Below are 26,660 nucleotides of genomic sequence, written 5' to 3'. Positions count from 1 at the left end.
AGCATGTGGCAAAAAAATTATGAATGGAAGGGTGACGAATGAAGAAATTTGGTTTTTTGTTGTTATTATTTGTCTTCATGTGGGCGGTTCCGGGTTATGGACATGCGGCTTCGAGTGGAACACAAATCTATCTCGACGATCAACAGTTAAGTGTCCCTAGTGGTGCTAAGGCACAAGTAATTGGCGGAAGTACAATGGTCCCGCTACGTGTAATTTCTGAAAATTTGGGATATGACGTGACATGGAAGCAGCAGGCGCGAACCATAACGATTGAGAAGGACAGTACCTCGATCCGAATGATAATCGGAAGTAAGACGGCGACTGTCAATGGAAGCGACATTAGTCTGGATGCTTCGCCTCTGCTGCGTTCCAATTATGCCCTTGTACCGCTTCGTTTTATCGGCGAGCAAATGGGACTGGACGTAAAATGGGACAGCAGCTCCAAGTCCGTAAAATTATATACCCGCAGTAGCGGGTCTGGAAACGGGGAATTTACACCTCCCAAGTCCGGAAATAACAGTACAGGTACTGGAAGTGTAACTGCACCAGCGAATAATGCAAACTCAGGTGTTACACAGGTGCAGGGAGTCAGTTTCAGCCAAAACCGTTTAACTATCACAACAGCCAGTGCCGTCAAGCCGAAAGCGTTTGCGATGACAGGCCCTGATCGGGTAGTGGTGGATTTGCCAGCGACTGCGTTTGCTGACAATTTTGGAGACCAGCAAAAGCTGGATAGCAGCTTAAATGGTTCGCTGGACATTGAGAATGAAGCGGATGTGTCCGGTATCCGTTATGCTTTATTCCAAAAGGAACCTTCAACGGTGCGCGTTGTTATTGATTTGAAACATGCCATGAATTATACCGCATATAATGATGGCTCGAATCGTGTTATCGTCGATCTGGCTTCCAAAGATTCAGTGAATACCATGCCAGACGCAACGTTACCAGATGGCTCACAGCCGGATGACACACAGACATCACCAACGAACAGCAATGGTAAAAAGGTCGTTGTTATTGATGCTGGTCATGGAGCAAAAGATTCTGGAGCAGTTGGTGTTTCGAGAAAAAACTATGAAAAGACCTTCAACTTAGCGATGGCTCTGAAAGTAGAAAGCATATTAAAGCAGAACCCCAAACTTGAGGTTGTGCTGACACGCAGTGATGATACATTCTTGGAGCTTAAACAGCGCGTAAAAGTAGCTGAAAACCTTAATGCTAACGTGTTCGTGTCCATTCATGCTAACAGCAGCGGTAGCTCAGCTTCCAACGGTACAGAGACGTATTACCAGCGTAGTGCAAGCAAAGCGTTCGCCAACGTTATGCACAAGTACTTTGCACCTGCGACGGGCCTGACAGACCGCGGCATTCGTTATGGCAATTTCCATGTAATTCGGGAAACGACTATGCCAGCCGTATTGCTTGAAGTAGGATATCTGAGTAATGCAAAAGAGGAAGCCACACTGTTTGATGAAGATTTTCAAAACCGGGTAGCTCAAGGGATTGCAGATGGAATCACAGAGTATCTCGACGTAAAATAAATCTTCAACAAATCGCTTGTCAACGTCAAGCAAGGAGGGGGACATATGAACAAGAAAATCGTAATTGCAGGTCTGTTGGCACTGTTTGCCATTGCAGGTGCAGGGTGTGCCTCTAAGCAAACAACGGCTCCTGCGACTCCATCTCAGGAAACACAAACTTCTAATGCACAAAATAGCACACCCGAACAGACGACCCCTGATCCATCGGCTCAGTCTGCTGAAAATAATGGGGCGAGTCAAACACCTGCATCTCCGTCAACAGAGCCTACAAAGACCAAGACGGACACGGAAAATTCAGGAGATCGACAAACACAACAGATTACGGTGTACTATACGGATACTCAAGAGAACGGCTTGAAAGAACAGAAAAAGGAAATTACCTATCCAAGCGAGCTGGAAAAGTTGCAAAAAGCGTTTGAAGCTCTGCAAAAGAGTGGGGATTCTGCTCTAATCCCGTTGTGGTCCGAGAAAATTTCCGTGCATAAGATCAAATTGGATAACGGTGCATTGACTTTTGATATTTCCCTGCCGGACGAGGCTCGATTGGGAGCTGGCGGCGAGGAATTGGCTATCGATGCCTTGAAGAAAACGATGTTCCAATTCAAGGAAGTCAAAACGCTGGATTTGCTCGTAGATGGTCAATCTCTAGAGTCCTTAATGGGGCATGTAGATTTGGATCATCCCATGAGTCGCTAACCGATCAGGCGGTATGAAAATTTCTTGGGAATTTGCACACTTTTCACGTGCAATCTGTGACAGATAATGATAATATAGGAGTGTATTTCTCGCCTATGCAGGCAGTCATGCACAAATAGTATTCGTTTCTTTCCGGATGATTATTTAGAGTGACCGTCTTGATGCGGGCTATCCCGTATCAAGACGTTTTTTTTGGTAGGAGGTAGGATTTCCGTGAATGCAGCAACCGCACGTCATATATTGGACACCATCGGTACGATGTTTCCGGATGCCCATTGTGAGTTGAACCATGACAATGCTTTTGAATTAACGATCGCCGTGTTATTGTCTGCTCAATGCTCCGATCAGATGGTCAATAAAGTAACGGCAGACCTGTTTCAAAAATACAAGTCACCTGAGGATTACCTAGCTGTTCCTCTTGAGGAACTGGAGCAGGATATTCGCAGAATCGGCTTGTACCGAAACAAGGCCAAGCATATTCATAACCTCTGTCGTATTTTAATAGACCAGTACGGGGGAGAGATACCTTCGGAGCACGATCAACTGGTTAAGCTACCCGGTGTTGGCCGCAAGACGGCTAATGTCGTTGTATCTACTGCTTTTAATGTACCAGCTATTGCGGTAGATACGCATGTAGAGCGCGTTTCCAAACGACTCGGCTTTGCAGGGTGGGATGATTCAGTGCTTGAGGTGGAAAAAAAGCTGATGAAGAGGGTTCCTAGGGATGAATGGTCTTTGACCCACCACAGGCTCATTTTTTTCGGGCGCTACCATTGTAAAGCTCAAAACCCTCAATGTCAGGTGTGTCCGTTGCTTGATGTATGCAGGGAAGGCAAGAAACGTATGAAAACGTCTCTTATCAGAAAAGATAAGGAACGTAGAGCTTAAAGACCCACAAAGGTAACAAGAGGGTTTAACCATTTATGTGTAGAAAAGGATGAAGAGTATGAAGTGCATTTCGGTATATACAGACAATTTTGAAGCATTCTCTGATATTTTTGAGCAAATTGTAACAACAGAATTTGCTGAAAACGAAGAGCGCGAGCTTGAGGGAATCACGGTTAGTCATTCCGGTGATGTACCTGAGCATTATCTGGAGCGTATGTCACAAAAGCCAGAAGTGGTCGTAATGAAGGATAAATCCCGTGGGATTACGATTTTACAGCATGGTCAAGTATTTGAAATTTTGCTGCCAGTGCTTGAGACTGCAGCCAATTAAGTTCAATTAGCGGACGACATGCGTTGCATGTTCCGGTATAGGCGGCTCGGCTGGTTTAACCAGCCCGAAGGCGCATATATACACGAACCTTGCAGACCATCCTGATGTGGATAGAGCCTCTTCCAATGAAGTGTGCATACATTTTGTACCCTGAATTATGGTGTCTCGTTCCGCATGTTCCAAAAGGTGAATGTACGTAATGAGCAGGCTCACCCGTTGTTTACATATCTTGCTTCGTCGTTCTCCCTTGAGGGCTTTGATAAATGCATTCGGTTGCCTAAATACTTATTCCTAATGATCCGTTTTGGACAGAATAAAATGAACTTTTTGTTATCATGTACGAAAACAGCGTTCCCTAAAGCCAGGTACTGGCGGGGAGCGCTGTTTAGTTTTTTTGATGTGATGATTCTCACAATGGCTTAGGAATGCTACAATATAGCTATTTGGTGCAGACAAGTGATAAGGAGTGGAACCGTAGCTTATGATGCAAACGATTACAGGGGATGCGGGAAAGTGGTTGGATACGATAGAACAGATACAGAATACACTGCGTAAAGCCGGGGATGAAGCGGGAGCGAAGGCGGTAGGGGATCTGCTGGAAAAAGCATATGCGCAGGAGCTGACCATTGCCTTTTGTGGACATTTTTCAGCGGGTAAATCGAGCCTGATTAACAGCCTGTGTGGTAAAACCGTCCTGCCATCTGGACCGGTGCCTACGAGCGCTAATGTAGTGTCCATCCGTTATGGACGTCCGAGAGCACTCATTCATCCAGCCCAAACAGCGGAAAATCCAGAGCCGGAAAGCATGGAAGCCTCCCTGTCCGAGCTTGCTGAGTATTGTAAAAATGGTGGAGCCTATGAATCGGTTCAAGTGTGGGAGGATGTTCCCATATTATCTAACGGAGGAGTGCTGCTGGATACACCCGGCGTCGATTCCACAGACCACGGACATGCGCTGGCGACACATTCTGCTTTACATTGGGCAGATATTGTTTTTTATGTAATGGATTACAACCATGTCCAATCTGAAAATAATTTGTCTTTTGCCAAAAGTTTATCGGATTGGGGCAAGCCGTTATATTTGATCATCAATCAAATCGATAAACACCGGGAGCGGGAGCTTTCATTTACACGTTATCGTAATGAGGTGGAGACTAGCTTTCACGCCTGGCAAGTTCATTATACGGACATCCTTTTTACTTCCTTGAAGGAGCAGAATCATCCATGGAACCAGTGGAAACAGTTGACGCACCTGATTCCGAAATTGCTGGAGCGAAAAACAGAGCTTTTGGCATACAGTTTAGTGTCCTCTATGCATCATTTGGTAGAGCAACATGTAGAGACTGTGCAGTCAGCTGAAGAAGAGGAACTGAACACACTGCTAAAAGAAGCGGGTGGGGAAGAAGCCATTTTGCGGCTGGATATAGAGCAGAAAACCTTGCAGCAAGAAGACGAACACTGGAAGATGCTCCCGGAGCAGGAGCGTAAACGGCTGCGTCAAGAGCTGGATCATCTACTGGAACACGCACATTTGACGCCAGCGGAGCTACGTGAAGCCGCAGGCGAATACTTAGAGAGCCGCAAGCCGGGCTTCAAAACAGGACTATGGTTTGCAGGAGGAAAGACTGAGCGAGAAAAGGAAAGCCGTTTGGAACGGCTGACAGGAATGCTGACTGATCAGGTGGAGGGACAATTGCTTCCTCATGTACGGGAGCTTCTGCGGTCTTGGGGTGACGGTCAGGGGTTGTGGACCTCTGCGATGGAGCAGGAGCTGGATGGCATCCGTCCTGTGATAGACCGGCAACTGGTAGAGCAGACGGTGAAGGAAAATGCGTTGTCGCCAGAGTATACGTTAAACTATTGCAAGGACCTACGCGTTGCTGTGACCGCCGATTGCCGCCGCAAGGCGCTGACGCTGCTAGACCGCCTGCTGGCCCAGCTAGCAGTGCGAGCCAAAGCCCGCCGCGCGGCTCTCGCAGAGAAGCGCACTGCGCTGTTGGCGCAGGCAGAGGCGGCGGGCTGCTACAGCACCCGCGTGCAGGCCTCGGCTTCGCATGCCACCCTGTTGCGCAGCTTGCTGCCGCAGGCTTCCGCGCCAAGCGGGTTGCCCCGTGCGGACGCGCCTGTACCTGCGTCCGATACCGCCGCTGCTGCGGCGCCAACGGGCGTTGCGCGCCCTGGCATCGCTGCGCGCAACGCATCGGCACAGCCGCTAGCAGGGACGGCGGCAGCACAGCCTGCCGCTGGAGGCCGCCGCACGCGGTTGGATGCAGCAGCGGCCCAATTGAAGGCTGCCGCTGCCCTCGTAAGTCCGTACCCTGCCATGCAAGCGGCGGTACGGGATTTACATGCCCGCGCTGCTGCGCTGGAGGGCGGGCAGTTTACGCTGGCGCTGTTCGGAGCGTTCAGCGCTGGGAAATCCAGCTTCGCCAACGCTTTGTTGGGTGAAGCTGTGTTGCCCGTATCGCCGCATCCGACGACAGCGGCGATTAACCGCATAATGGCGCCTGCAAGTGCTGAGCGCCATGCCACGGCTGACGTCCATATGAAATCAGTGGAGGCGTTGCGGGAAGATCTTAAATACTCATTTCGGTTATTAGGATTGGGAGAGCCAGAGGCAGCGGGCTGGCAAGAAGCCGTTCATGCTTTATCTCCAGAAGGCATCCATCCTGCGGGCAGGCCTCATTATAGTTTTTTAAAGGCTGCTGCAGCCGGATGGGAAGAAGCTGAAAGCTTGCTGGGACAACAGCTTCAGGTGAATTTAGAGCAGTATCGAGATTTTGTCGCGTCTGAGCACAAATCATGCTTTGTGGAGCATATTGACCTTTATTATGATTGCGCTCTGACCCGTCAGGGCATCGTGCTAGTGGATACGCCAGGAGCGGATTCTGTGAATGCACGGCACACAGGCGTGACCTTCAACTATATGAAGCATGCGGATGCTCTTGTATTTGTCACATATTATAACCATGCGTTTACGCAAGGCGACCGGCAGTTCCTGAATCAACTAGGTCGAGTCAAAGAGACCTTGGCACTGGATCAGACGTTTTTTATTGTTAATGCATCAGATCTGGCTTCTTCTGAAGAAGAACTGCATTCTGTTACCCGGCATGTACAGGAACAACTACAGGCGAATGGAATCCGAAAACCACGTATTTATCCGCTTTCCAGTATGCTGGCGTTGGAAGCTACCGAACAGGGAGAGGCTTCGCTGCGTTCAGCTTCACGTTTTGATGCATTTGAAGATGATTTCTCGGCATTTGCAGCCGAAGAGCTGGCAGGTTTGTCCATCGCTTCGGCTATGCAGGAACTGGCCCGGCTGCGGAACCGCATAGAGCAACATGCAGCCGATGCCCGCTATAGCGTGGAAGAACGGGAGATACGATTAGAGCGATTAACTCGCATCCGTGGGGAATTGGAGCATACGCTCCTAGGCCTGACTGATAGCAACGGTGCATCTGTGTTATCGGGCGAGACCGATGAACTGCTGTATCATGTACGTCAAAGGCTATCCTATCGGACTGGAGAATTTATGGCAGAGGCGTTTCATCCATCTGTTCTGCGTGAAGGAGTAGGTGATCTTCGTTCGGCTTTTGCATCTTGTGGTCGTGAGCTGATGCGTTTAATCGAACTGGAGCTGTCTCAGGAATTACTGGCAACCACACTCCAGCTGGAAAAAACGGGACAAACTTTGGTGCACAAGGCTATACAACAGTGCGTAGAACACATGAACCATCAGTTGCCAGGACTAGATTGCACAATACCTGAATCGAGAAAATGGGCTGTTCCCGAGCTGAAGGAAATTTCCCTGCAGGAGTCCATTCATTGGAAGGATTATTGGAATAGCTTTAAAAATCCAAAGCTATTTTTTGAAGGAACTGGTCGAGCGAATCTACAAACCAAACTGGAGCCGATATTACGCGAGCGAATCGGGGAAGCTGTGGATCAGCAACGTGAACGAATGTCTGCTTTTTACGTTACGCTGATGCAGGAGGAACAATTGTGGCAGAAAGCTCAGCTTCGAGAGCAAATGCTGGAGACGACTCGTGGCATGGAGCATGCCCTTATGGGCGGTGAGCAGCCACAGGTTTGGGAAGAACTTGCTGGCAAGATTGCGGCTTTGGAGTAAAGATAAATATGTTCACCAATGATTAAAGATCAGGACACCGGGTTGTGGGACAACCCGGTGTTTTATGCATGCTCCAAAAAGAAAGCAATACTGAGTAAATAGCCACATTCAATAATAAGAAAGCGATTTAATTTGTCTAATCAGCCACCAATTGATAACCTGCCTGAATACGGCTCGTTATCCTCTTTGCCGCCTTGGAACGCGAATGGTAAACTTCACTAAGCCATATAACAACGTCGTGCAACTAATGGAGGGACATTGACATGGAAGTGCTCAGGCAACTGCAAGTTTTTTTTCGCGAGAGGAGACACTATCTGTTTCTTTCTATTTTATGCCTTGCGATAGCGACGGCTCTGGGACTGGTGTATCCGAACCTGCTCCAAAGGCTTATTGATAACGCTATCATCCCCGGTGACTTCGGGAAAGTTCCGGCGCTGGCTCTGACTGTGCTGGGAGTAGTCATCATCAAAGGGTTCATGCAATTTTTACATGGTTTTTTTGGTGGACGGCTAGGTAACTACCTGGCATACCGCCTCCGCAATGCTTGTTACGAAAAGCTGCAATTTTTGTCCTTTAGATATTATGACACGGCCAAAACGGGTGATCTCATGTCCCGACTGACTGGTGATTTGGAGGCAATTCGTAACTTTATTGGGTTTGGTTTTGCCCAACTCCTCAATGTGCTACTGATGGTCGTATTCGGCTCTATGATGATGCTGTATATTAACTGGCAGCTCACCCTCATTACGATGATCAGCATGCCATTGCTGCTCTTCGTCACATTCAAGTTTGAATCCCGGATTCATCCCACCTTTCAGGAAATGCGGATTGCCCTTAGCGCCTTGACGACAGCGGTCCAAGAAAATATAACAGGTGTGCGAACCGTCAAATCTTTTGCCCGCGAATCATATGAAGTTGAGAAATTTTCAGTACGTAATGAGCAATACAAAAGTAATCAAATTCAAGCTGCTTCCTTATGGAGTCGGTTCTTCCCTGCTATGGAACTAATTGCTTCTGTCAGTGTGGTCCTTCTGTTGGGCATGGGCGGGTATCTGGTCATTCAGAAGTCAATGACCTTGGGGCAGCTCGTCGCTTTCTTTAGCTTAATTTGGTATATTATCGGCCCCATCTGGAGCATTGGCTTTCATATCAATAACTATACGCAGTCCAAAGCATCCGGTGAAAGGGTCTTGGAACTGCTAAATCAGTCCATAGATGTAACCGATGAAGCCGGAGCACTTACACTCGATGCCGATCAGGTGGAAGGACATGTTACGTTTGAACATGTTACCTTTGCTTACGGAAATAAGCTTCCTGCTGTTGTTGACATCAATTTAGACGCACCGCCGGGATCAGTCATTGGAATTTTAGGAGGAACGGGGTCAGGGAAGTCTACCATTATTCAATTACTCATGCGTGCTTATAATGTGAATGCAGGAAGTATCAAGTTGGATGGCAAGGATATACGTCACTTGAAGATTCGCGATTTGCGTGCTCAAATTTCTTCTGTGTTTCAGGAGACGTTTTTGTTTTCGTCCTCTATACGTAATAATATTTCATATGGTTTAAGCCATGTCAGTATGGATGACATCATACGCGTTTCCAAACTGGCTCAGGCTCATGAATTCATAACTGAACTACCGCTGGGATATGACACTGTCGTTGGAGAACGTGGATTGGGACTATCCGGAGGGCAGAAACAACGGATCGCCATCGCGCGCGCACTACTCAAAAATCCGAAAATTCTGGTACTGGATGATGCTACCAGTGCGGTTGATATGGAAACAGAGCATGAAATACAGACCGGTTTTCAAGAGGTTATGCGTGGTCGAACAACATTTATAATCGCTCATCGAATCTCTTCGCTTCGCCATGCCAATGAAATTGTGGTGCTTGAGGAAGGACGAATCGTCCAGCGTGGAACACATGAACAGCTTATTGCTACTCCAGGTCCATATCAGGATGTGTATCATATTCAATACGCCGATTACATAGCTCAGGCTCCAGACGGTGTATCCGAAGGGCAGGTGAGACCATGAATATACCCGCAGAAAAAGCCAAACCGTTAAAAAAACCGACGAATGAGCGCTTTGTCTATCAAGATGATGATGTCATTGATAAACCGTTTAACTGGTCAGAATTCAAACGTTTGCTGGCATACATGAAGCCCTATGCCCGTCAGATTCTGCCGATCCTTCTGGTCATGATGATTCTTGGTACCATTACCAAACTGACGGTTCCTTATTTGATCAGTCTGGCCATTGATAAGGCAATTGCTCCCGCATGGCCTGCATTACCCAGCGTAAAGTTACTGCTGCTCATCACGGGTGCCGTGCTCTTGTTATATTTAATTCAATGGGCAGCCAGCACGTACCGCATTAAATTCACCAATATTATCGGTCAACGGGTTATTTACGATTTGCGTGAAGATTTGTTCAAGCATATTCAAAAGCTATCCTTTAACTTTTTTGATAAGAGACCGGCAGGTTCTGTATTAGTGCGCGTGACGAATGACATTAACTCGCTACAGGATCTTTTTACGAACGGTGCAGTGAATGTCCTGATTGACTGCGTACAGCTTATCGGAATTATTGTCATTTTGCTGCTTATTAACTGGAAGCTCGGTTTGGCAGTAATTGTGACCGTTCCGATCATGTTTTTGATCTCGACCAAGCTGCGCGTTCGCATCCGTCGCGCTTGGCAAGAAGTGCGTATGAAGAACTCGCGTATCAACTCTCATTTGAATGAGTCTATTCAGGGGATTCGTGTGACACAAGCGTATACGCAGGAGCAGGAAAACATGGCTTATTTCGACGACATGAACAGCTCTAGCAAAAAATCGTGGGATAAGGCTTCTGCCATGAATCAGGTTTTTGGCCCACTTATTGATATTACCGGAGGATTTGGTACGCTTGTGCTATTCTGGTTTGGAGCGCATTTAATTCAGACAGATCAGCTTACAGTGGGGCTGCTGGTTGCGTTTGCCAACTATGTTGGGAACTTTTGGGAGCCGATTAATCGGCTGGGCCAAATGTATAATCAGTTACTGGTTGCGATGGCTTCGTCAGAACGAATTTTTGAGTTTATGGATGAACAGCCGAATATTGCAAACAAACCGGGAGCAAAAGCCTTGCCACCCATTCGGGGTGACATCCAATTTGAAAAGGTCATTTTTGAATATGAGAAGGGACGTCAGGCGCTTAAAGGTATTAGTCTTTCCGTCGAAGCGGGTCAATCTATAGCGCTTGTGGGTCACACCGGCTCAGGTAAAAGTACAATTATTAATCTGCTCAGCCGTTTTTATGACATTACGTCAGGGAGGCTTACGATTGACGGTCAAGATGTGCGTGATGTCACGGTGGAGAGCTTGCGAAGCCAGATTAGCATCGTGCTTCAGGATACATTTATTTTTTCGGGGACGATACGCGATAATATCCGATTTGGCCGTTTGGATGCAACGGATGAGGAAATTGAAGCGGCTGCGAAGGCGGTCAATGCTCATGAATTCATTGTTCACTTGCCAGCTGGCTATGAAACAGAAGTAGAGGAGCGGGGGGGAATGCTGTCCATGGGCCAGAGACAGCTCTTATCCTTTGCTCGTGCCTTGCTGGCTAATCCGCGAATTCTTATTCTGGATGAGGCCACAGCCAGTATTGATACAGAAACGGAGCTGAAAATTCAGGAGGCTCTTCAGGTTTTACTGGAAGGCAGAACTTCTTTTATGGTCGCTCACCGTTTGTCTACCATTCGAAATGCTGATCATATCGTTGTACTGGATCATGGGGAAATCCAAGAAAGTGGTAATCATGAACAATTGATGAAAAAACATGGAATATATCGGGGGCTGGTGGAAGCACAGTTCAGATTTTTGTAAAAAAAAGATCAAAAAATCGCGTTTTTTGTAAATTTAAATGCCGAGCACTATTGCATTCTTGGAGCTAAACCCTGAAAATAAAGATGAAAAGAGATCAGAGCAATTTTCGTCAGAGGGGGAAGAGTTCAAGATGTGGGGTGCTCCTTTTTCTGCCAAGGCTAAGAAGATGCTGCTGCTGGGTAGCGGCGAATTGGGAAAAGAAGTCATTATTGAAGCTCAGCGGCTTGGCGTGGAATGTATTGCTGTTGATCGCTATGAACTGGCTCCAGCAATGCAGGTAGCCCATCGCTCTCACTGTCTGGATATGCAGGATGCTGAGGCGTTGAAGGCACTAATTCGTGAGGAAAAGCCCGACATAATTGTACCTGAAATCGAAGCTATTGCTACGGGTGCTTTGGAAGAATTAGAGCAAGAAGGATTTCACGTAGTACCAACGGCCCGTGCCGCCCGTCTTACGATGGACCGGGAAGGTATCCGCAGGCTGGCTGCCGAGAAATTACAGCTTCCGACTGCTGCCTATCGTTTTGCAGATAACTTTGAGCAGTTGCGGTCGGCGGTTCATGAGCTGGGCACGCCATGCGTGGTCAAGCCCTTGATGAGTTCGTCGGGTAAAGGGCAGTCTGTATGCCGGGCAATCGAAGATGCAGAATCCTGCTGGAATACGGCGCTGGAAGGCGCGCGTGCCAAAACTACACGTGTCATTGTTGAAGCTTTTGTCCCGTTTGAGAGCGAAATCACCTTATTGACCGTCAGATCGGTTTCGGGTACGACTTTTTGCCCACCGATTGGCCATATTCAGAAAGATGGGGATTATGTCGAATCCTGGCAGCCCCATGGCATGACGGACAAGCAGCTTTCGGAGGCGGAAGACATTGCCCGTACGATTACGGATGAACTGGGTGGTTACGGATTGTTTGGCGTAGAGCTATTTTTAACGACTGATGGCGTCATATTCAGTGAAGTATCCCCTCGTCCGCATGATACAGGTATGGTGACCATGATCACGCAGGATTTGTCGGAATTTGCACTTCACGTGCGGGCCATCCTCGGATTCCCAGTGCCATCTGTCACGTTGCTTACACCAGGAGCTTCAGCTACTTTGAAGGCAGAAGTGGCTACGCGGGATTTTGTAATAAGCGGTCTGCATGATGCATTATTGCTACCCCGGACACAGGTGCGAGTGTTCGGGAAGCCAGAAACCAAGCCGGGTCGCCGGATGGCTGTAGCGCTTAGCGCTGCAGAAGATGTGGAAACAGCACGGAAGACGGCCAAAGAAGCTGCTAATATGCTGAAAGTGGAGGTAAATCATGTCTAACAATGTGATGATTCCAGTACTGACAATTCGTTCCGTAGAGCTTGGCGATTGCGAAGCCGTAACAGGACTACTAAGAGAAGTCGGATACCCGATGACTTGTGGTGTAATGAAAGAAGTTATGGGAACAACGCGGGAGGACAGTCAAGCGAATATGATGGTTGCAGAAATGGATGGTCGTGTTGTCGGAGTAATCGGCATGCATACGGCTCAAAGCTTGGCTTATCCTGATCCTGCCGTACAAATCACCATGCTAGTCGTGAGCGGGGAGTATCGCGGCGAGGGCATTGGCAAGCGCCTGGTGGCTTGTGGTGAGGAGTGGGGACGTGCGCAAGGATGTTATCATTTATTCATTACTGGAGCGAATAACCGCATCAAACAAGTAGAGGCCCGGGCTTTCTACAACCGAATCGGCTTTGAAAAGCAAGGCTACCGTTTCAGCAAAAAGCTTAGATAATCAGCCTACAACAAGACAATCTAATACTTAAAGCCTCACTACTTTTAACTTAGTTCCGCATGGTTCATTCCGTGCGGGGCTATTTTTTTTTCCAACTTTTATACCATTGATCCTGCTATAAAACATGATATACTGCTAGAGTAAAGATTACAAAGTTGTAACCGGATGCGTTCACACCAAGGCATTTATACAACAAGGAGATGACGAAATGAAGAATATGTTGAAAAAAACACTTGTGATGGGAAGTCTAAGCGCCATTTTATCCGCAGGATTCATCGTTCCGGCATCAGCTTCACCAGCTGACGATTTGACTGCCCAACTACAACAGTGGTTTCAAAATAACGGATATACCGTCAATATGTCCAACGGGACGACTACGATAACAAAGACCGTAATTAAGGATGCATCTGAAAAGGACAAGGCTAAAAACAAAACAACAAATCCTTCATCCGGCAAGCAAACAACAACCAAACAAGGTAGCGAAAAGGCTTCGCAGTCTAGTAACAAGCAACAGGCCCAAAAACAAAACACAAACTCAGGCGCGGGTCAGTCTGCAGGATCTGATGCACAACTCAGCAAGTCCCAATTTGCAGCTGAGGTTGTAAAGCTTGTAAACAACGAGCGCAGCCAAAAAGGTCTGAAGCCCCTTACATCTAATGCGAAGCTTACAGAAGTAGCCTTAGCCAAGGCGAAGGACATGAGCACGAACAATTACTTTTCCCATACATCTCCGACCTACGGTTCACCCTTTGATATGATGAAAAAGTTCGGTGTAACTTATACGTATGCGGGTGAGAATATTGCTATGGGACAACAAACACCACAAGAAGTAATGAAAGCTTGGATGAACAGTCAGGGACATCGTGAGAATATTTTGAAGGCAGAATATACGCAAATCGGTGTGGCTTACTACAATGGATATTGGGTACAAGAGTTCACACGTAACTAAGATGATAGTAAATACGTTCGAAACGTCATGCCGCTGTTATGAAAAGATAGTGGCATGACGTTAATCTGGAGACCCGCTGACACGTTCAGCGGGTCTTTTGGTGTCTCTTATTCCTCCACAGGCATAACCCTTGCTTTATACCAGAAAAGACATAAGGGACGTATTTATAGTATGATAGCAGCAAGTTGAATGGATAGCAGACTATTTATGGAAAGCTAGGTGAGCAAATGAGCTACGAAATTGTGCATGAAGGTGCCTTTGCTATGCTCAAGGTGCAGTTGAACCCCGGGGAAATGATTAAAGCGGAAATGGGAGCAATGGTTTCCATGTCTTCCAGTGTAGATATAAAGGGGACAGTAGACGGTGGACTGTTACGTGGTTTAGGCAGAATGCTAAGCGGAGAAAAATTCTTTTTTCAAGAACTGAGGGCAGCCCGTGGGCCGGCTGAAGTGTTGTTAGCCCCTGCCAGTATAGGTGATGTACAAGCGGTGGAATTGGATGGCACGTATAGGTTGATGGTCCAAAAGGACGGTTTTCTAGCTTGTACAGAAGGCATTGAGGTTAGCACCAAAATGCAAAACCTGATGAAAGGTTTATTCTCCGGTGAAGGTTTTTTTATCGTAGAAATCAGTGGTCGAGGTACGGTATTCCTATCCTCTTATGGAGCCATTCATCCCATTTATATCGCGCCAGGAGAGGAGCGTATTATTGATAATGCTCATCTGGTGGCATGGCCGGATTATATGGATTATAAAATTGAAAAAGCATCAAAAGGCTGGTTGTCCAGCGTAACGAGTGGAGAAGCGCTTGTATGCCGTTTTCGCGGTGAAGGAACGGTACTGATACAAAGTCGAAATCCGGGCAGTTTTGGACAATGGATCAAAAGTTTCATCCCTGATAGCAAATAGTTTGATTCGTTTGATTAGAGATAAGGATGGTCATTTGCCATCCTTTTTTTGCATGTTCATGGGAAATTATATGTGACTCTAAGCATTTATTGCGCTTTTATTCCGAACGGTTTATTTGCAAAATGATATAAGAAGCTTTATGTTTATTTCACTAAGCTATCAGGAGGGAACACGAGTGAATTCATCAAAATGGATTTGGCGGTCTGTCGGTTCCGTTTCCATTGCCGCCACATTGCTATTATTGTACGGATTTATTACAGCAGTACAAAGTATCACGGCTCCAGAGCCAATGGTTAGCACTCAACCTGTACATTCCGGTTCATCGCAGACACAAACTGCGCCATCCGCTACTAATCAGACGGGAGAGTTTCGGGTAGCTGCCATTGGAGATTCGCTAGCCAAAGGCACGGGGGATGACTCCGGAAGTGGTTTTGTGCGTCGGTCGGTGAGCTTGTTAAATAATCAGGAAGGCCATAAGGCTCAGCTCATAAATAATCTGGGGATTAATGGACTGACGACTCAAGGACTATTGACCAAGCTGGATGAGCCTGGTGTTTCTTATGTGTTGAAAAAGGCTAACGTTATTATGGTCTCGATTGGCGGAAATGATTTATTTCAGGGGGCTCAGGCTGCCCAAACCGGCAAAGAGCCGCCTACACTCAGTGGTTTGCGTAAAGCTGTGCCTGATGCCGCCAAACGTCTGCAAAAAGTGCTGACAAAGGTAGGGAAAATCAATCCGAATGCTAAAATTATCTATGTCGGATTATATAATCCATTCAGTGATCTGCAGGAAATGAAAATTCCCGGTAATCTTGTGGTAACAGAATGGAATCTGGCTGCCATGGCAATTACCAACCAAAACAGCAATATGACTCTGGTTCCAACTTTCGATTTATTCCAGCAAAATTTGCCCGTCTATTTATCATCCGATCATTTTCATCCAAACGGACAGGGCTATCAGGCAATCGCTGAACGTATCGCGCAAGGGTTTGCAGTTGCAAACACGAAGGATGCCGATAAAGTGGATAATGAACAACAGTCTACAAGCAGCCAACCTGCTGAAGTGAAAAAGGGAGGGAACAACTAATGAGCATCCAATCTGCTGACAAGAACGGGACTGGAATAACCGAAAATTCGACCTCAAGGGATGCAGTGTCCAGTTTCCATTCCGCCAATCAGGTTGGCAGCACAGGCAGAGACAGAAGCAATAACGAAACAGTTCTCTCTGTTCAGCACGTTAAGAAACGTATCAAACGCAAAATGATCATTCATGATGTCACATTCGACGTTCGTGCGGGTGAAATTTTCGGATTTCTCGGCCCTAATGGGGCTGGGAAAACGACGACTATTCGTATGCTGGTCGATTTAATTAAGCCTACGGAAGGGACGATTACTGTCTGTGGACATAATGTAAATCGTGACCCTGAGCAGGCTTTACGGCATATTGGTTCTATTGTGGAAAATCCAGAGGTGTACAGCTATCTGACAGGATGGGAGAATTTAGAGCATTTTGCCCGTATGCAGCCTGGTGTAGACGAACAGCGTATCCGCGAAGTCGTTGAGCTGGTTCGGCTCGATCGCCGTATCCATGATAAAGTAAGTACGTATTCTCTCGGAATGCGCCAGCGTCTTGGTATAGCCCAAGCCTTGCTCGGTAGACCGAAATTGCTGATTTTGGATGAACCGACGAACGGGTTAGACCCCAAGGGGATCAAGGAAATGAGAGCTTTTATCCGTTTGCTAGCGGCAGAAGGCATGGCTGTATTTGTTTCCAGTCATTTGCTTAGCGAAATCCAGCTGCTATGTGATCGGGTGGCAATTATAAGTCGGGGAAAGGTGCTAGCTGTAGGTGGTGTACGAGAACTGGTTGAGACGCACTCACATATGGCCGTATGGCAACTGGAGCCTCGTGATCAGGGTCTTGCCATATTGCAAAATTCTCCGCATGTGCAAATGATTACGAACGCCGATGAATTAATTGATGACAGTATTGTTGCAGGTAGCGGAGCCGATGCAATTTTTACAGAAATGGATGAAGAGCATATTGCGGAGCTGGTGACACAAATGACGGCTTCCGGTATTTCCGTTAAAGGTGTAACCAAAATCAACCCTACACTGGAGCAGCTATTCCTGAAAATGACGGAAGGTGAGATACTTGAATAACATTTTACCGCTCGTACAAAATGAAACACTCAAAATTATCAAGAAGAAACGATTTTATGTCATTTTACTAGTTTTACTTGTGCTTGTGCCAATTTTTACGTACGCTCAGATGAAAGTGGCAGAAAACAATCGCGAAAAATTCGGCAATGATTGGCGGCTTGAACTGCGTCAGGCGATTACCGATAATCAAAACTCGCTGGGAAGTGACCGGGTTCCCGAGGAATGGAAGACCTACCGTCGGGTCTTTGTGCAGCAGATGCAATATTATTTGGAGAATAATGTTAATCCGAATGAGCCGAGTGGTGTCACTTTTACCAGAGAGTTTATGGATAATTCGATAAATTTGTTCGTTCCGCTGTTGATTATGGCCATTGCCTCCGATCTGGTTTCAGGAGAACGGACGACAGGCACGATAAAAATGTTACTGACCCGCCCAGTCAGGCGGTGGAAAATACTGCTGAGTAAGCTGCTGACATTGTACATGTTCGTTTCGCTCATCATTTTGGCTGTGTTTGTAATTAGCTATCTGATATCAGGCTTGTTTTTTGGTTTTCGCGGTTTTAATGTTCCGGTATTTACCGGATTTCAAATTGTTGGATCGACGGTGGATTTGTCTGCTGTACATGCGATTCCACAATGGCATTATCTGATGCTGCAAGCCGGATTAATCTGGTTTGTCAGTCTTGTGGTAGCTTCGTTAGCCTTTATGGTATCTGTCCTGGTACGAAGTACGGCGGCAAGTATCGTGGTCATGATGGCTGCACTCATTTCGGGCACTATTTTGACAAACATGGCTTCGTCTTGGCAGAGTGCTAAATATTTATTTATGGTTAACCTCCAATTAACCGATTATTTATCTGGAAGCCCCGCCCCGATTGAGGGAATGACTTTACCCTTTTCTTTAGCTGTACTGGGCATTTGGGGGGCTGCGGCATTGATTGTTTCATTCGCCGTCTTTACGAAACGGGATATATTGAATTAAAATGGACAAGGTAAAAGAAAACATCTGTTTGCATTTTTGGTGAAAATCATCAAGAATAAGGCAAAACACGGTTACGATTAGACAAAGGGGGAGCATGAATGGTCGACAAAATCGACTTGTCTGCGGGAGTGTCCGGCACACAAAGCGGAGCTTCAGAATATGGCGCGGACGACATTCAAGTGCTCGAAGGGCTTGTGGCAGTTCGCAAACGGCCGGGCATGTACATCGGGAGCACCAGTTCTTCGGGGCTGCATCATTTGGTATGGGAAATTGTAGACAACGCGGTGGATGAACATCTCGCCAAGTTTTGCTCTCGCATTGATATTACAATGCATAAGGACAGTTCCATTACGGTATCAGACAACGGGCGCGGTATTCCTACGGGAATGCACAAAACGGGAATTCCTACGCCTCAGGTTGTATTCACCATTTTGCACGCCGGAGGTAAGTTTGGCGGTTCGGGATATAAAAAGTCCGGGGGTCTGCACGGTGTAGGTGCGTCTGTAACGAACGCTCTTTCGGAATGGCTTGAAGTAGAAATTTACCGAGACGGTAAGATTCACCGTCAGCGGTTTGAATATTGGCAGGACAAGAAGGGCGTGGAGCATGTCGGGGAACCGACCACAGGCCTTGAAGTGCTGGGCAATACTAACAAGACGGGCTCGAAAATTACATTTAAACCGGATATTCGTGTATTTCAGGCAGGCATTCATTTTAACTACGATACGTTGGCTGAACGCCTTCAGGAGATTGCTTTTCTAAATTCGGGCCTTCGTATTCAACTTAAAGACGAACGCAGCGGAAAGTCAGATGAGTATTTTTATGAGGGTGGAGCAAGTCAGTTTGTTGCTTTTCTGAATGAGGGCAAGGATGTGCTGCATGACGTTATTCACTTTAATGCCGAGAAAGAAGACATTGAAGTAGAGATTGCCATCCAGTACAATGCGGGTTATACAGAGACGATTGCTTCGTTCGTTAACTCCATTCCGACACGTGGCGGAGGTACGCATGAAACGGGATTCAAAACCGCTTACACTCGTGTCATGAACGACTATGCGCGCAAAACGGTGATGTTGAAAGAAAAGGATAAAAACTTGGAGGGCAACGATCTACGTGAGGGCATGATGGCTGTAATCAGTGTCAAGATGGCTGAGGTTGAATTTGTCGGCCAGACAAAGGATCAACTGGGTAGCGCTTCGGCACGGAGTACAGTGGATGCCATCGTATCTGAGCAGATGCAGCGTTTTTTGGAAGAAAATCCGCAGATAGCACAAACTTTGATCAAGAAGGCAGTTCAAGCATCCAGAGCGCGTGAAGCTGCACGTAAAGCTCGGGATGAAATGCGTTCTGGCAAAAAGCGCAGTGAAAGTTCCAATTTGAATGGTAAACTGTCGCCTGCGCAGTCCAAGGATTTTACACGTAATGAGTTGTTTATTGTGGAAGGCGATTCGGCTGGAGGATCAGCCAAGCAGGGACGGGATTCCAAAATTCAGGCCATCTTACCGCTAAAGGGTAAGCCGATGAATCCGGAAAAATCCAAACTGGCGGATATTATGAAGAATGATGAGTACCGTGCTATTACAGCAGCTATTGGTGCGGGGGTAGGAACAGAGTTTTCGCTGGAAGACAGCAATTATTCCAAAATCATCATTATGACCGATGCAGATACAGATGGTGCGCACATTCAAGTGCTGTTGTTGACGTTCTTTTATCGGTATATGAAAGAGCTTATTGATGCAGGACGCATATTTATTGCTCAACCGCCATTGTATAAAATAACTCGAAAGTCGGGTAAGCTCGAAACGGTGCGTTATGCTTGGACTGACGAGCAGCTTGATAATTATTTGAAAGAATTTGGACGGAATTTTGAGCTTCAGCGCTATAAAGGACTTGGGGAAATGAACCCTGATCAGTTATGGGAAACAACGATGAATCCCGATTCACGCACCTTGTTACGCGTTCAGATAGAGGATGCAGCCAAGGCTGAACGTAGGGTGTCCACTTTGATGGGTGATAAGGTGGATCCTCGAAAACGCTGGATCGTGGAAAACGTAGATTTCACGGAATACGTAGAGTAGTGCTATCAAATGAGGTGTATACATGAGCTTATCGGAGCAGTTTTTGCCAGCTTTTCTGGAGGAAGTGGTCGGTGACCGCTTTGGCCGATATTCCAAATATATTATTCAGGATCGGGCGATACCCGATGTAAGGGACGGATTAAAACCCGTACAACGTCGTATTCTTTATGCAATGTACGATTCGGGCAATACGCCGGATAAAGCATATCGTAAATCGGCCAAAACTGTTGGGGACGTTATGGGTAATTACCACCCCCACGGTGACTCGTCGATTTACGACGGCATGGTACGGATGGCACAACCCTGGAAAATGAGTCACGTGCTGGTGGACGGTCACGGTAACTGGGGTTCTCAGGATGATGACCCGGCAGCAGCTATGCGTTACACGGAGGCTCGCTTGTCTCCGATCGCAATGGAAATGCTACGCGATATTGAAAAGCGTACGGTTTTGTTCAAGGACAATTTTGATAACTCGGCCAAAGAGCCTGTTGTGTTGCCGTCTCGTTATCCAAATTTATTGGTGAACGGTTCCAGTGGGATCTCGGCGGGATTTGCGACAGAGATCCCTACGCATAGTTTACGCGAAGTTATTGATGCCAGCATTGCTGTGATGGAAAAGCCGGAGATTGAGTTGGAAGAGATTATGACCTTTATTAAAGGTCCTGATTTCCCGACTGGTGGACTCATTATGGGTGGCGAAGGCATCAAGGACGCTTACCGTACGGGAAAAGGACGCATTTATATTCGTTCCAAAACGGAAATTCAGTCCTTGCGCGGAGGTAAGCAGCAGCTGGTCATTACCGAAATCCCATACCAGATAGTCAAATCAAGGCTCGTAACCGCCATGGAAAATATCCGTTTGGAGAAAAAAGTGGAAGGAATTGCCGAGGTTCGTGACGAGAGTGGACGAAATGGTTTGCGCATCGTTGTGGAGCTGAAGAAGGAAGCCGATGCAGAAGGAATTTTAGCTTATTTGCTAAAAAAAACCGACCTACAGGTGGCATATAACTTCAACATGGTAGCCATTGTGAACAAGGCGCCACATCAGCTTGGACTGAAGTCCATTTTGGAAGCGTATATCGCCCATCAACGCGAAGTTGTCACTCACCGTATCCAGTATGAACTGGAAAAGGCAGAGGATCGTGCCCATGTGCTAGAAGGTTTGGTCAAAGCACTGAACATTCTGGATGAGGTCATCGCAGCCATTAAAGCTTCCAAAAATCGCCAGGACGCGCAAAATAATTTGCAATGGATGTTTGGTTTTAGCGAACGTCAGGCTGATTCTATTTTGACTTTGCAGTTGTACCGTCTCACCAATCTGGAAATCACCACGCTTGAAAAAGAACTGGGTGACATCCAGAAAAAAATCGCGCAATATCGTTCTATTCTGGAAAGTGACCGTAAGCTGATCAGCCTGATTCGCAAGGAACTGTTGGAAATTCGCGAAAAGTACGGCATTGACCGTCGTTCAGATATCCAGGGCGAGGTAGAAGAGATTAAGGTAAACCTGGAAGTCATGGTAGGAGCAGAGGATGTGTTGCTGACACTCTCGAAAGATGGCTATGTGAAACGTACAAGTATGTTGTCATTCACTCGTTCAGGCGGGGAACGTTCAAGTTCCGGTGTTAAAGAAGGGGATTACGTTACCCAATTACTTGATGTGAATACGCTGGATGTATTGCTCATCTTCACTCAGCGCGGACAATACTTTTTATTGCCTGTACATCAGGTGCCAGAGTATAAGTGGAAAGAGCCGGGCACTCCAATTGTCAACGTCATTCCGTTATCGAAGGAAGATCGTATCGTAAGTGTTATTCCGCTCAAAAACATTGAGGAAATCGGCAAAAGCCTGGTATTTGTAACCAAGAAGGGCCAAGTAAAGCGTACAGAATTGAAAGAATATGCTACAAAACGTTCTAGTGCCGTAGCCGCCTGCAAAGTAGCAGGGGACGATGAGGTATTATCGGTAACGTTAAGCGAGGGTACCCGGGATATTATGCTGATTACCCGCGCGGGTATGAGTATACGCTTCAAGGAGCAAGAGGTTAATGCGATGGGCCGCGTCTCGGCTGGTGTCAAAGGTATACAGCTAGCGGAGGGCGATGAAATTATCGCGGCGTTATGGGTAGAAGAGGATGAAGGAGAAGTGTTGGTGCTGACCGAGTCCGGTTATGGTAAGCGTACGCTTCTGTTGGACTATCCTACACAGGGAAGAGGCGGCAAAGGTATCACCACCTTTGAGTTCAAGGAAGGCAAACGAGTACGTTCGAATGGAAATCGAATCGTGGCTGCCTTCTATTGCCGTGAAGCTGTTCAATTATTTGCAATCACAGCAGAAGGACAAACGATGTCCTTCCTTTCGGAAAAGGCTCCTTTGACCGACCGAAAGGATACAGGCAAGCTGCTGGCTCCAGTGGAGAAGAAGGACGAAATTGTGAATGTGCTGCTGCGTAGTGAGCCGCAAGCTTCTCAGTCTATAGAATAATAGGAAAAGTCAAGCGCTTATTAGCTCGAAAAAGAGAGGTCCTCTCGTGCCATTCCGGCACGAATGAGGACCTTTTTGCCGTCATGGTGTCGAACTCTGACCAGCCTTCAAAACCCAGGTGAGACTTCCTTCCCCTTTTCATTTGATGCTTCAAAAACGGCAGGAAACCGGGGCTAAATGGCGAAAATTTAATGTGATGAAATACAATCCGGACGGTGGCCCATACGGTAACTTTGATGCTTTTACTGACCCTGTTATTTAAAGGAGTGAGGCAAAATGCAAACGACCGAATTTGCGAAAATCTGGTCCAGAATGGCTAAGGATTATAAGGTTCATATGGAGCAGCAGCTGGCTCCATCATTAACCGAAGCTCAACTTACGGTGCTGGAGGTTTTGAACGAATACGGCCGTATGAAACCGTCTCAACTAATTCCATATCTCGCCACCACACCAGCCGCGGTTACGATGCTGCTGGATCGGATGGAGCGGAATCGACTGGTCACCCGTTTCAGAGATGTAAAGGACCGTAGAATTGTATGGATTGTCATTTCGGATCAAGGGAGAGAAGAAGTAGAGCGTGGAATACGAATACGGGATGATTTTCTGGGTTCTGCACTAAACCGAATTTCTCAGCACAATCAAAATTTGCTGGTTTATTTGTTGGGGAAAATTACAACGAAGGCGAAGACTTCAGTATCGGCAAGTGAGAATGAGGGAGTAAAGGAACCAATAGAGCGAGCAGAATAACTAGAATGGTGGCTACATGAAAAGTAGCTGTACGCAGCAGGTTATCATTTTAAGGTAAGTAGGAGTGCGCGGATGTAAATACCTATCGTGGTATTCATACCGCGCCTTTTTTGTGTTGAAGTATAGGTGGTATTTGGGTGAATGTTGACATTTACATAAGAGATGATAAAATAATAGTTATAAATAAATAACATTTCGCATGCAAATAGTTGCTAGTTTATGTATATGGATTGTGAATTGGGGATTAGAAAGAAGGATGGTTTCAGTGAGTGACAGAGAGGAAGACAGACTTGAGGTGTACCGGATTATTCAATCGGTAAGGGAGATTAACAAAACGATATTTTATGCCTTCTGGAATGAGGAGCAGCATTTGGATCTGACGGCCATTCAGCATATGGCTTTGGCCATTCTGAATAAACGCCCCGACATCGGGTTATCCGAGTTGGCAGACATAGCGCATGTGGGAAGCAGCTCTATGAGTGGGGTGGTTGACCGCTTGACCAAGGCAGGATATATTGCTCGCGGACGGCATGAGCATGACCGTAGATCCTTAGTGCTGACGCTTACGCCGGAAGGGAAAGATATCATGCAAAAAGTAGACGACATGTGGATGGAGCGCGTCTTGCCCATTCTGGACATTCCGAAGGAGCATCTAGAGATGGTCCTGGATATCCATAAACAAATGATTATGAAATTAACACCGAAGGGAATGAATCAACTTGAGCAGTCCTCAAATGACACTACCAGGTAATGTACGCAGAGCACCCATTGTGGCCGCTCTGTTGATTGGTGCGATAGTAGCGATATTAAATCAGACGTTGATCAGTGTGGCTTTACCGAAAATGATGAGTGATCTGAATATAGATGCCAATATAGCTCAGTGGCTTAGCACGGGCTTTATGCTCGTGAATGGGGTATTAATCCCGGTGACCGCGTTCTTGATTGCCCGTTTCTCCACTCGTAAATTGTTTATTAGTGCGATGACTATTTTTTCAATCGGCACGCTGTTATGTGCTATAGCACCGAGCTTCAGCATATTGCTGATCGGTCGGCTTATTCAGGCCGCGGGGGCAGGTATCATGATGCCCTTAATGATGGTCGTTATCTTGAACATCTACCCAATAGAGCGTCGTGGCCGGGCGATGGGAACCCTGGGGATTGCTATGGGTTTTGCTCCAGCCATTGGGCCAACCTTATCCGGTTATATAGTACAGCATTATGACTGGCGGGTATTGTTCTGGATCATCCTGCCGATTTCAGTAATTTCGATTGTGATCGGATTTATTTTTCTAAAAAATGTAACGGAGCAGTCCAAGCCAAAGCTGGACATTCCCGGCATCATTTTGTCTACGCTCGGTTTCGGTGGACTGTTATACGGCTTTAGTGATGCAGGAACATCAGGTTGGGGAAGTATTCCGGTCCTGTCTACGCTTATCGTTGGGACAATTGCGCTTATTTTGTTTATTGTTCGCCAATTGAAGGCAGATGAGCCTATGCTGGAGTTCCGTATCTTTAAATACGATGTGTACAGCTTGACGACAATCATTAATGTGATTGTGACGATGGCTTTGTACGCCGGTATGATATTGCTTCCGATTTATTTGCAAAATATTCGGGGTTTTACACCGCTCCAGTCCGGTATGCTGATGTTACCAGGAGCGATTCTAATGGGGCTCATGTCTCCTGTAACGGGGGCTATTTTTGACCGAATTGGAGCACGCTGGTTGTCTGTAATTGGTTTGCTGATTATGGCTATAACGACTTGGGAATTTACACGGTTGACCGAAACAACCACCTATATGACACTGTTAATTAATTATACGGTGCGGATGTTCGGGATGTCGTTGCTGATGATGCCGATCCAAACGGCCGGGTTGAATCAGCTTCCACAACGATTGAATGCACATGGTACGGCGATGAGTAACACGCTGCGTATGATTTCCGGCTCGATTGGGACGGCAATTCTGGTGACAGTGATGTCTACACAAAGCAGCAACCGTTTGACATCGATTATTACATCTGAGGGACTAACCGTGACGGATAAAGCAGGGATGCTGGCTGCAGGCAATCAAGCTACAATTTATGGGATTAACTCGGCTTTTATCATTGCAACAGTGTTGAGTGTGGCCGCTCTGATTTTAGCGTTTTTTATCAAAAATACGAATGCAAAAAACGCCCATCCCCATCAACAGCTGGTAAGCAGCAAGAAGGGGCAGTCCGTGGCTTCCTCGTCATAAAAGGATAAGATTACGCATTAATTTAATTTTCTACAAAAAGGAACCTGTAACGCATGTGAACAAACATGCATTGCAGGTTCTTTGTGCAAATGGGGATTGAGGATGTAGATATCCAGATGGAGCAGGGCTTTTCGGTTCAAATTTCAGTCGTAATCATGTTCTCGTAAAGCGACCTGGGCCATTCATCCCATGGAAATTGGACAGGAGGTAACGAGTGAAATCTCATATCGTCCTTGCTAACCGGATGCGGTGCTCCAGCGAGTAAGGACCAAAGCGCCAGCTGTTGACCGGGCCGACTCAGATGACCCCCATATTTTTGGTCACCGTAGAGGGGACAGCCGATCGCCTGCATTTGCACACGAATTTGGTGTGAGCGTCCGGTGTGCAACTTAATCTGCACGAGACTGAGTCCATCTGCTTGTCCGATTACGCGATACTCCAAAATGGCTTCCTTCGCACCAGCCGTGCCAGGCCGAACCGTTTGAACCGTGTTGGTTCGACTATCCTTTAGCAGGTAATGGGTCAGACGGCCTTGCGGGGCCGTAGGAACGCCATTCAGAACGGCTGTATACAGTTTGTGAAAATGACGACTTCGAACCGACTCTGACAGGCGAGAAGCAGCTTTGGACGTCTTAGCAAAAATCATGGCTCCACCTACAGGCCGATCCAGTCTGTGAACTAAACCCAAAAAAACGTTACCAGGCTTATTGTGTCTAATTTTTAAATCTTCCTTGAGTAAAGACAACAGATCAGGATCACCACTGGCATCCTCTTGCGTTGGAACATTGACAGGCTTTACAACCGCCAAAACATGATTGTCCTCATATAGGACAGGGATGTTCGACTGTGCATGTTCATGCCGAGTAAGTTCATTTTGAGTCATAAG

The 26,660-nt window shown here is 46.8% G+C and carries 20 protein-coding genes; 19 read left to right on the top strand and 1 reads right to left on the bottom strand.

Going from position 1 to position 26,660, the window contains the following annotated elements:
• Positions 1–38: 38 nt before the first annotated feature.
• From MKY16_RS13445 to MKY16_RS13355, 19 genes are all read left to right on the top strand, one after another.
• A complete protein-coding gene (locus MKY16_RS13445; RefSeq protein ID WP_340955711.1) occupies positions 39–1,538 on the top strand; it encodes an N-acetylmuramoyl-L-alanine amidase family protein in 1,500 nt (499 codons plus the stop codon).
• Between the two features lie 45 nt (positions 1,539–1,583).
• Positions 1,584–2,234: a GerMN domain-containing protein gene (locus MKY16_RS13440; RefSeq protein ID WP_029514971.1), complete on the top strand. Its 651-nt coding sequence runs from the start codon at positions 1,584–1,586 to the stop codon at positions 2,232–2,234.
• A 213-nt stretch (positions 2,235–2,447) separates the two neighbouring features.
• Positions 2,448–3,122 (top strand): endonuclease III, encoded by a 675-nt coding sequence (nth, locus tag MKY16_RS13435; protein ID WP_029514969.1) that lies wholly within the window; start codon positions 2,448–2,450, stop codon positions 3,120–3,122.
• A 58-nt stretch (positions 3,123–3,180) separates the two neighbouring features.
• Positions 3,181–3,453, top strand: coding sequence for a hypothetical protein (locus MKY16_RS13430; RefSeq protein ID WP_013310628.1), 273 nt, complete (start codon positions 3,181–3,183; stop codon positions 3,451–3,453).
• A 481-nt stretch (positions 3,454–3,934) separates the two neighbouring features.
• Positions 3,935–7,582 carry a dynamin family protein gene (locus MKY16_RS13425; RefSeq protein ID WP_340955709.1) on the top strand — a complete coding sequence of 1,216 codons (3,648 nt, stop codon included), beginning with the start codon at positions 3,935–3,937 and terminating at the stop codon, positions 7,580–7,582.
• A gap of 263 nt (positions 7,583–7,845) precedes the next feature.
• Positions 7,846–9,621 carry an ABC transporter ATP-binding protein gene (locus tag MKY16_RS13420; RefSeq protein ID WP_029518158.1) on the top strand — a complete coding sequence of 592 codons (1,776 nt, stop codon included), beginning with the start codon at positions 7,846–7,848 and terminating at the stop codon, positions 9,619–9,621.
• The gene (locus tag MKY16_RS13415) at positions 9,618–11,456 is read left to right on the top strand and encodes an ABC transporter ATP-binding protein (RefSeq protein WP_029518157.1); all 1,839 of its coding nucleotides are present in this window, start codon (positions 9,618–9,620) and stop codon (positions 11,454–11,456) included. Before MKY16_RS13420 ends, MKY16_RS13415 begins: the two co-directional genes overlap by 4 nt.
• A gap of 130 nt (positions 11,457–11,586) precedes the next feature.
• Positions 11,587–12,771 carry a formate-dependent phosphoribosylglycinamide formyltransferase gene (purT, locus tag MKY16_RS13410; RefSeq protein ID WP_318627360.1) on the top strand — a complete coding sequence of 395 codons (1,185 nt, stop codon included), beginning with the start codon at positions 11,587–11,589 and terminating at the stop codon, positions 12,769–12,771.
• The gene (locus MKY16_RS13405; RefSeq protein WP_013310623.1) at positions 12,764–13,225 is read left to right on the top strand and encodes a GNAT family N-acetyltransferase; all 462 of its coding nucleotides are present in this window, start codon (positions 12,764–12,766) and stop codon (positions 13,223–13,225) included. The genes purT and MKY16_RS13405 overlap by 8 nt, the downstream gene beginning before the upstream one ends.
• Before the next feature lie 208 nt (positions 13,226–13,433).
• Positions 13,434–14,174, top strand: coding sequence for a CAP domain-containing protein (locus tag MKY16_RS13400; protein ID WP_340955707.1), 741 nt, complete (start codon positions 13,434–13,436; stop codon positions 14,172–14,174).
• 227 nt (positions 14,175–14,401) lie between these two features.
• Positions 14,402–15,082, top strand: a complete 681-nt coding sequence (locus MKY16_RS13395) for a TIGR00266 family protein (protein WP_029518154.1) — start codon at positions 14,402–14,404, stop codon at positions 15,080–15,082.
• Positions 15,083–15,221: 139 nt separating this feature from the next.
• Entirely contained in the window at positions 15,222–16,169 is a 948-nt protein-coding gene (locus MKY16_RS13390) for a GDSL-type esterase/lipase family protein (RefSeq protein ID WP_039271184.1), read from the top strand.
• A complete protein-coding gene (locus MKY16_RS13385; RefSeq protein ID WP_029518152.1) occupies positions 16,169–17,245 on the top strand; it encodes an ABC transporter ATP-binding protein in 1,077 nt (358 codons plus the stop codon). Before MKY16_RS13390 ends, MKY16_RS13385 begins: the two co-directional genes overlap by 1 nt.
• Positions 17,238–18,227 carry an ABC transporter permease gene (locus MKY16_RS13380; RefSeq protein WP_340955703.1) on the top strand — a complete coding sequence of 330 codons (990 nt, stop codon included), beginning with the start codon at positions 17,238–17,240 and terminating at the stop codon, positions 18,225–18,227. Before MKY16_RS13385 ends, MKY16_RS13380 begins: the two co-directional genes overlap by 8 nt.
• A 98-nt stretch (positions 18,228–18,325) precedes the next feature.
• Positions 18,326–20,305, top strand: coding sequence for a DNA topoisomerase IV subunit B (gene parE / locus MKY16_RS13375; RefSeq protein ID WP_340955700.1), 1,980 nt, complete (start codon positions 18,326–18,328; stop codon positions 20,303–20,305).
• Between the two features lie 22 nt (positions 20,306–20,327).
• Entirely contained in the window at positions 20,328–22,790 is a 2,463-nt protein-coding gene (gyrA, locus tag MKY16_RS13370; protein WP_340955697.1) for a DNA gyrase subunit A, read from the top strand.
• A 276-nt stretch (positions 22,791–23,066) separates the two neighbouring features.
• Positions 23,067–23,537: a MarR family winged helix-turn-helix transcriptional regulator gene (locus MKY16_RS13365; RefSeq protein ID WP_165146821.1), complete on the top strand. Its 471-nt coding sequence runs from the start codon at positions 23,067–23,069 to the stop codon at positions 23,535–23,537.
• Between the two features lie 265 nt (positions 23,538–23,802).
• Complete coding sequence (locus MKY16_RS13360) at positions 23,803–24,288, top strand: MarR family winged helix-turn-helix transcriptional regulator (protein ID WP_318627194.1); 486 nt, start codon at positions 23,803–23,805, stop codon at positions 24,286–24,288.
• Complete coding sequence (locus MKY16_RS13355; protein WP_318627195.1) at positions 24,272–25,774, top strand: DHA2 family efflux MFS transporter permease subunit; 1,503 nt, start codon at positions 24,272–24,274, stop codon at positions 25,772–25,774. Before MKY16_RS13360 ends, MKY16_RS13355 begins: the two co-directional genes overlap by 17 nt.
• A 136-nt stretch (positions 25,775–25,910) precedes the next feature.
• On the opposite strand, the gene MKY16_RS13350 is transcribed toward MKY16_RS13355, so the two are convergent.
• Positions 25,911–26,657, bottom strand: coding sequence for an RluA family pseudouridine synthase (locus tag MKY16_RS13350; protein WP_318627196.1), 747 nt, complete (start codon positions 26,655–26,657; stop codon positions 25,911–25,913).
• Positions 26,658–26,660 lie beyond the last annotated feature (3 nt).

This window comes from Paenibacillus sp. FSL L8-0641, from assembly GCF_038006265.1.
GTDB lineage: Bacteria > Bacillota > Bacilli > Paenibacillales > Paenibacillaceae > Paenibacillus > Paenibacillus polymyxa_D.
The sequence above is the reverse complement of the archived record's forward strand: the minus strand, read 5'-3'. Positions and strand labels throughout refer to the sequence as shown.

What these genes read in the sequence shown, in the direction of transcription:
- MKY16_RS13445 (WP_340955711.1), top strand. Translation starts at nt 39, where the DNA reads ATGAAGAAATTTGGTTTTTTGTTGTTATTATTTGTCTTCATGTGGGCG.
- MKY16_RS13440 (WP_029514971.1), top strand. Translation starts at nt 1,584, where the DNA reads ATGAACAAGAAAATCGTAATTGCAGGTCTGTTGGCACTGTTTGCCATT.
- MKY16_RS13430 (WP_013310628.1), top strand. Translation starts at nt 3,181, where the DNA reads ATGAAGTGCATTTCGGTATATACAGACAATTTTGAAGCATTCTCTGAT.
- MKY16_RS13425 (WP_340955709.1), top strand. Translation starts at nt 3,935, where the DNA reads ATGATGCAAACGATTACAGGGGATGCGGGAAAGTGGTTGGATACGATA.
- MKY16_RS13420 (WP_029518158.1), top strand. Translation starts at nt 7,846, where the DNA reads ATGGAAGTGCTCAGGCAACTGCAAGTTTTTTTTCGCGAGAGGAGACAC.
- MKY16_RS13415 (WP_029518157.1), top strand. Translation starts at nt 9,618, where the DNA reads ATGAATATACCCGCAGAAAAAGCCAAACCGTTAAAAAAACCGACGAAT.
- purT (WP_318627360.1), top strand. Translation starts at nt 11,587, where the DNA reads ATGTGGGGTGCTCCTTTTTCTGCCAAGGCTAAGAAGATGCTGCTGCTG.
- MKY16_RS13405 (WP_013310623.1), top strand. Translation starts at nt 12,764, where the DNA reads ATGTCTAACAATGTGATGATTCCAGTACTGACAATTCGTTCCGTAGAG.
- MKY16_RS13400 (WP_340955707.1), top strand. Translation starts at nt 13,434, where the DNA reads ATGAAGAATATGTTGAAAAAAACACTTGTGATGGGAAGTCTAAGCGCC.
- MKY16_RS13395 (WP_029518154.1), top strand. Translation starts at nt 14,402, where the DNA reads ATGAGCTACGAAATTGTGCATGAAGGTGCCTTTGCTATGCTCAAGGTG.
- MKY16_RS13390 (WP_039271184.1), top strand. Translation starts at nt 15,222, where the DNA reads ATGTTTATTTCACTAAGCTATCAGGAGGGAACACGAGTGAATTCATCA.
- MKY16_RS13385 (WP_029518152.1), top strand. Translation starts at nt 16,169, where the DNA reads ATGAGCATCCAATCTGCTGACAAGAACGGGACTGGAATAACCGAAAAT.
- parE (WP_340955700.1), top strand. Translation starts at nt 18,326, where the DNA reads ATGGTCGACAAAATCGACTTGTCTGCGGGAGTGTCCGGCACACAAAGC.
- gyrA (WP_340955697.1), top strand. Translation starts at nt 20,328, where the DNA reads ATGAGCTTATCGGAGCAGTTTTTGCCAGCTTTTCTGGAGGAAGTGGTC.
- MKY16_RS13365 (WP_165146821.1), top strand. Translation starts at nt 23,067, where the DNA reads ATGCAAACGACCGAATTTGCGAAAATCTGGTCCAGAATGGCTAAGGAT.
- MKY16_RS13355 (WP_318627195.1), top strand. Translation starts at nt 24,272, where the DNA reads ATGACACTACCAGGTAATGTACGCAGAGCACCCATTGTGGCCGCTCTG.
- MKY16_RS13350 (WP_318627196.1), bottom strand. Translation starts at nt 26,657, where the DNA reads ATGACTCAAAATGAACTTACTCGGCATGAACATGCACAGTCGAACATC.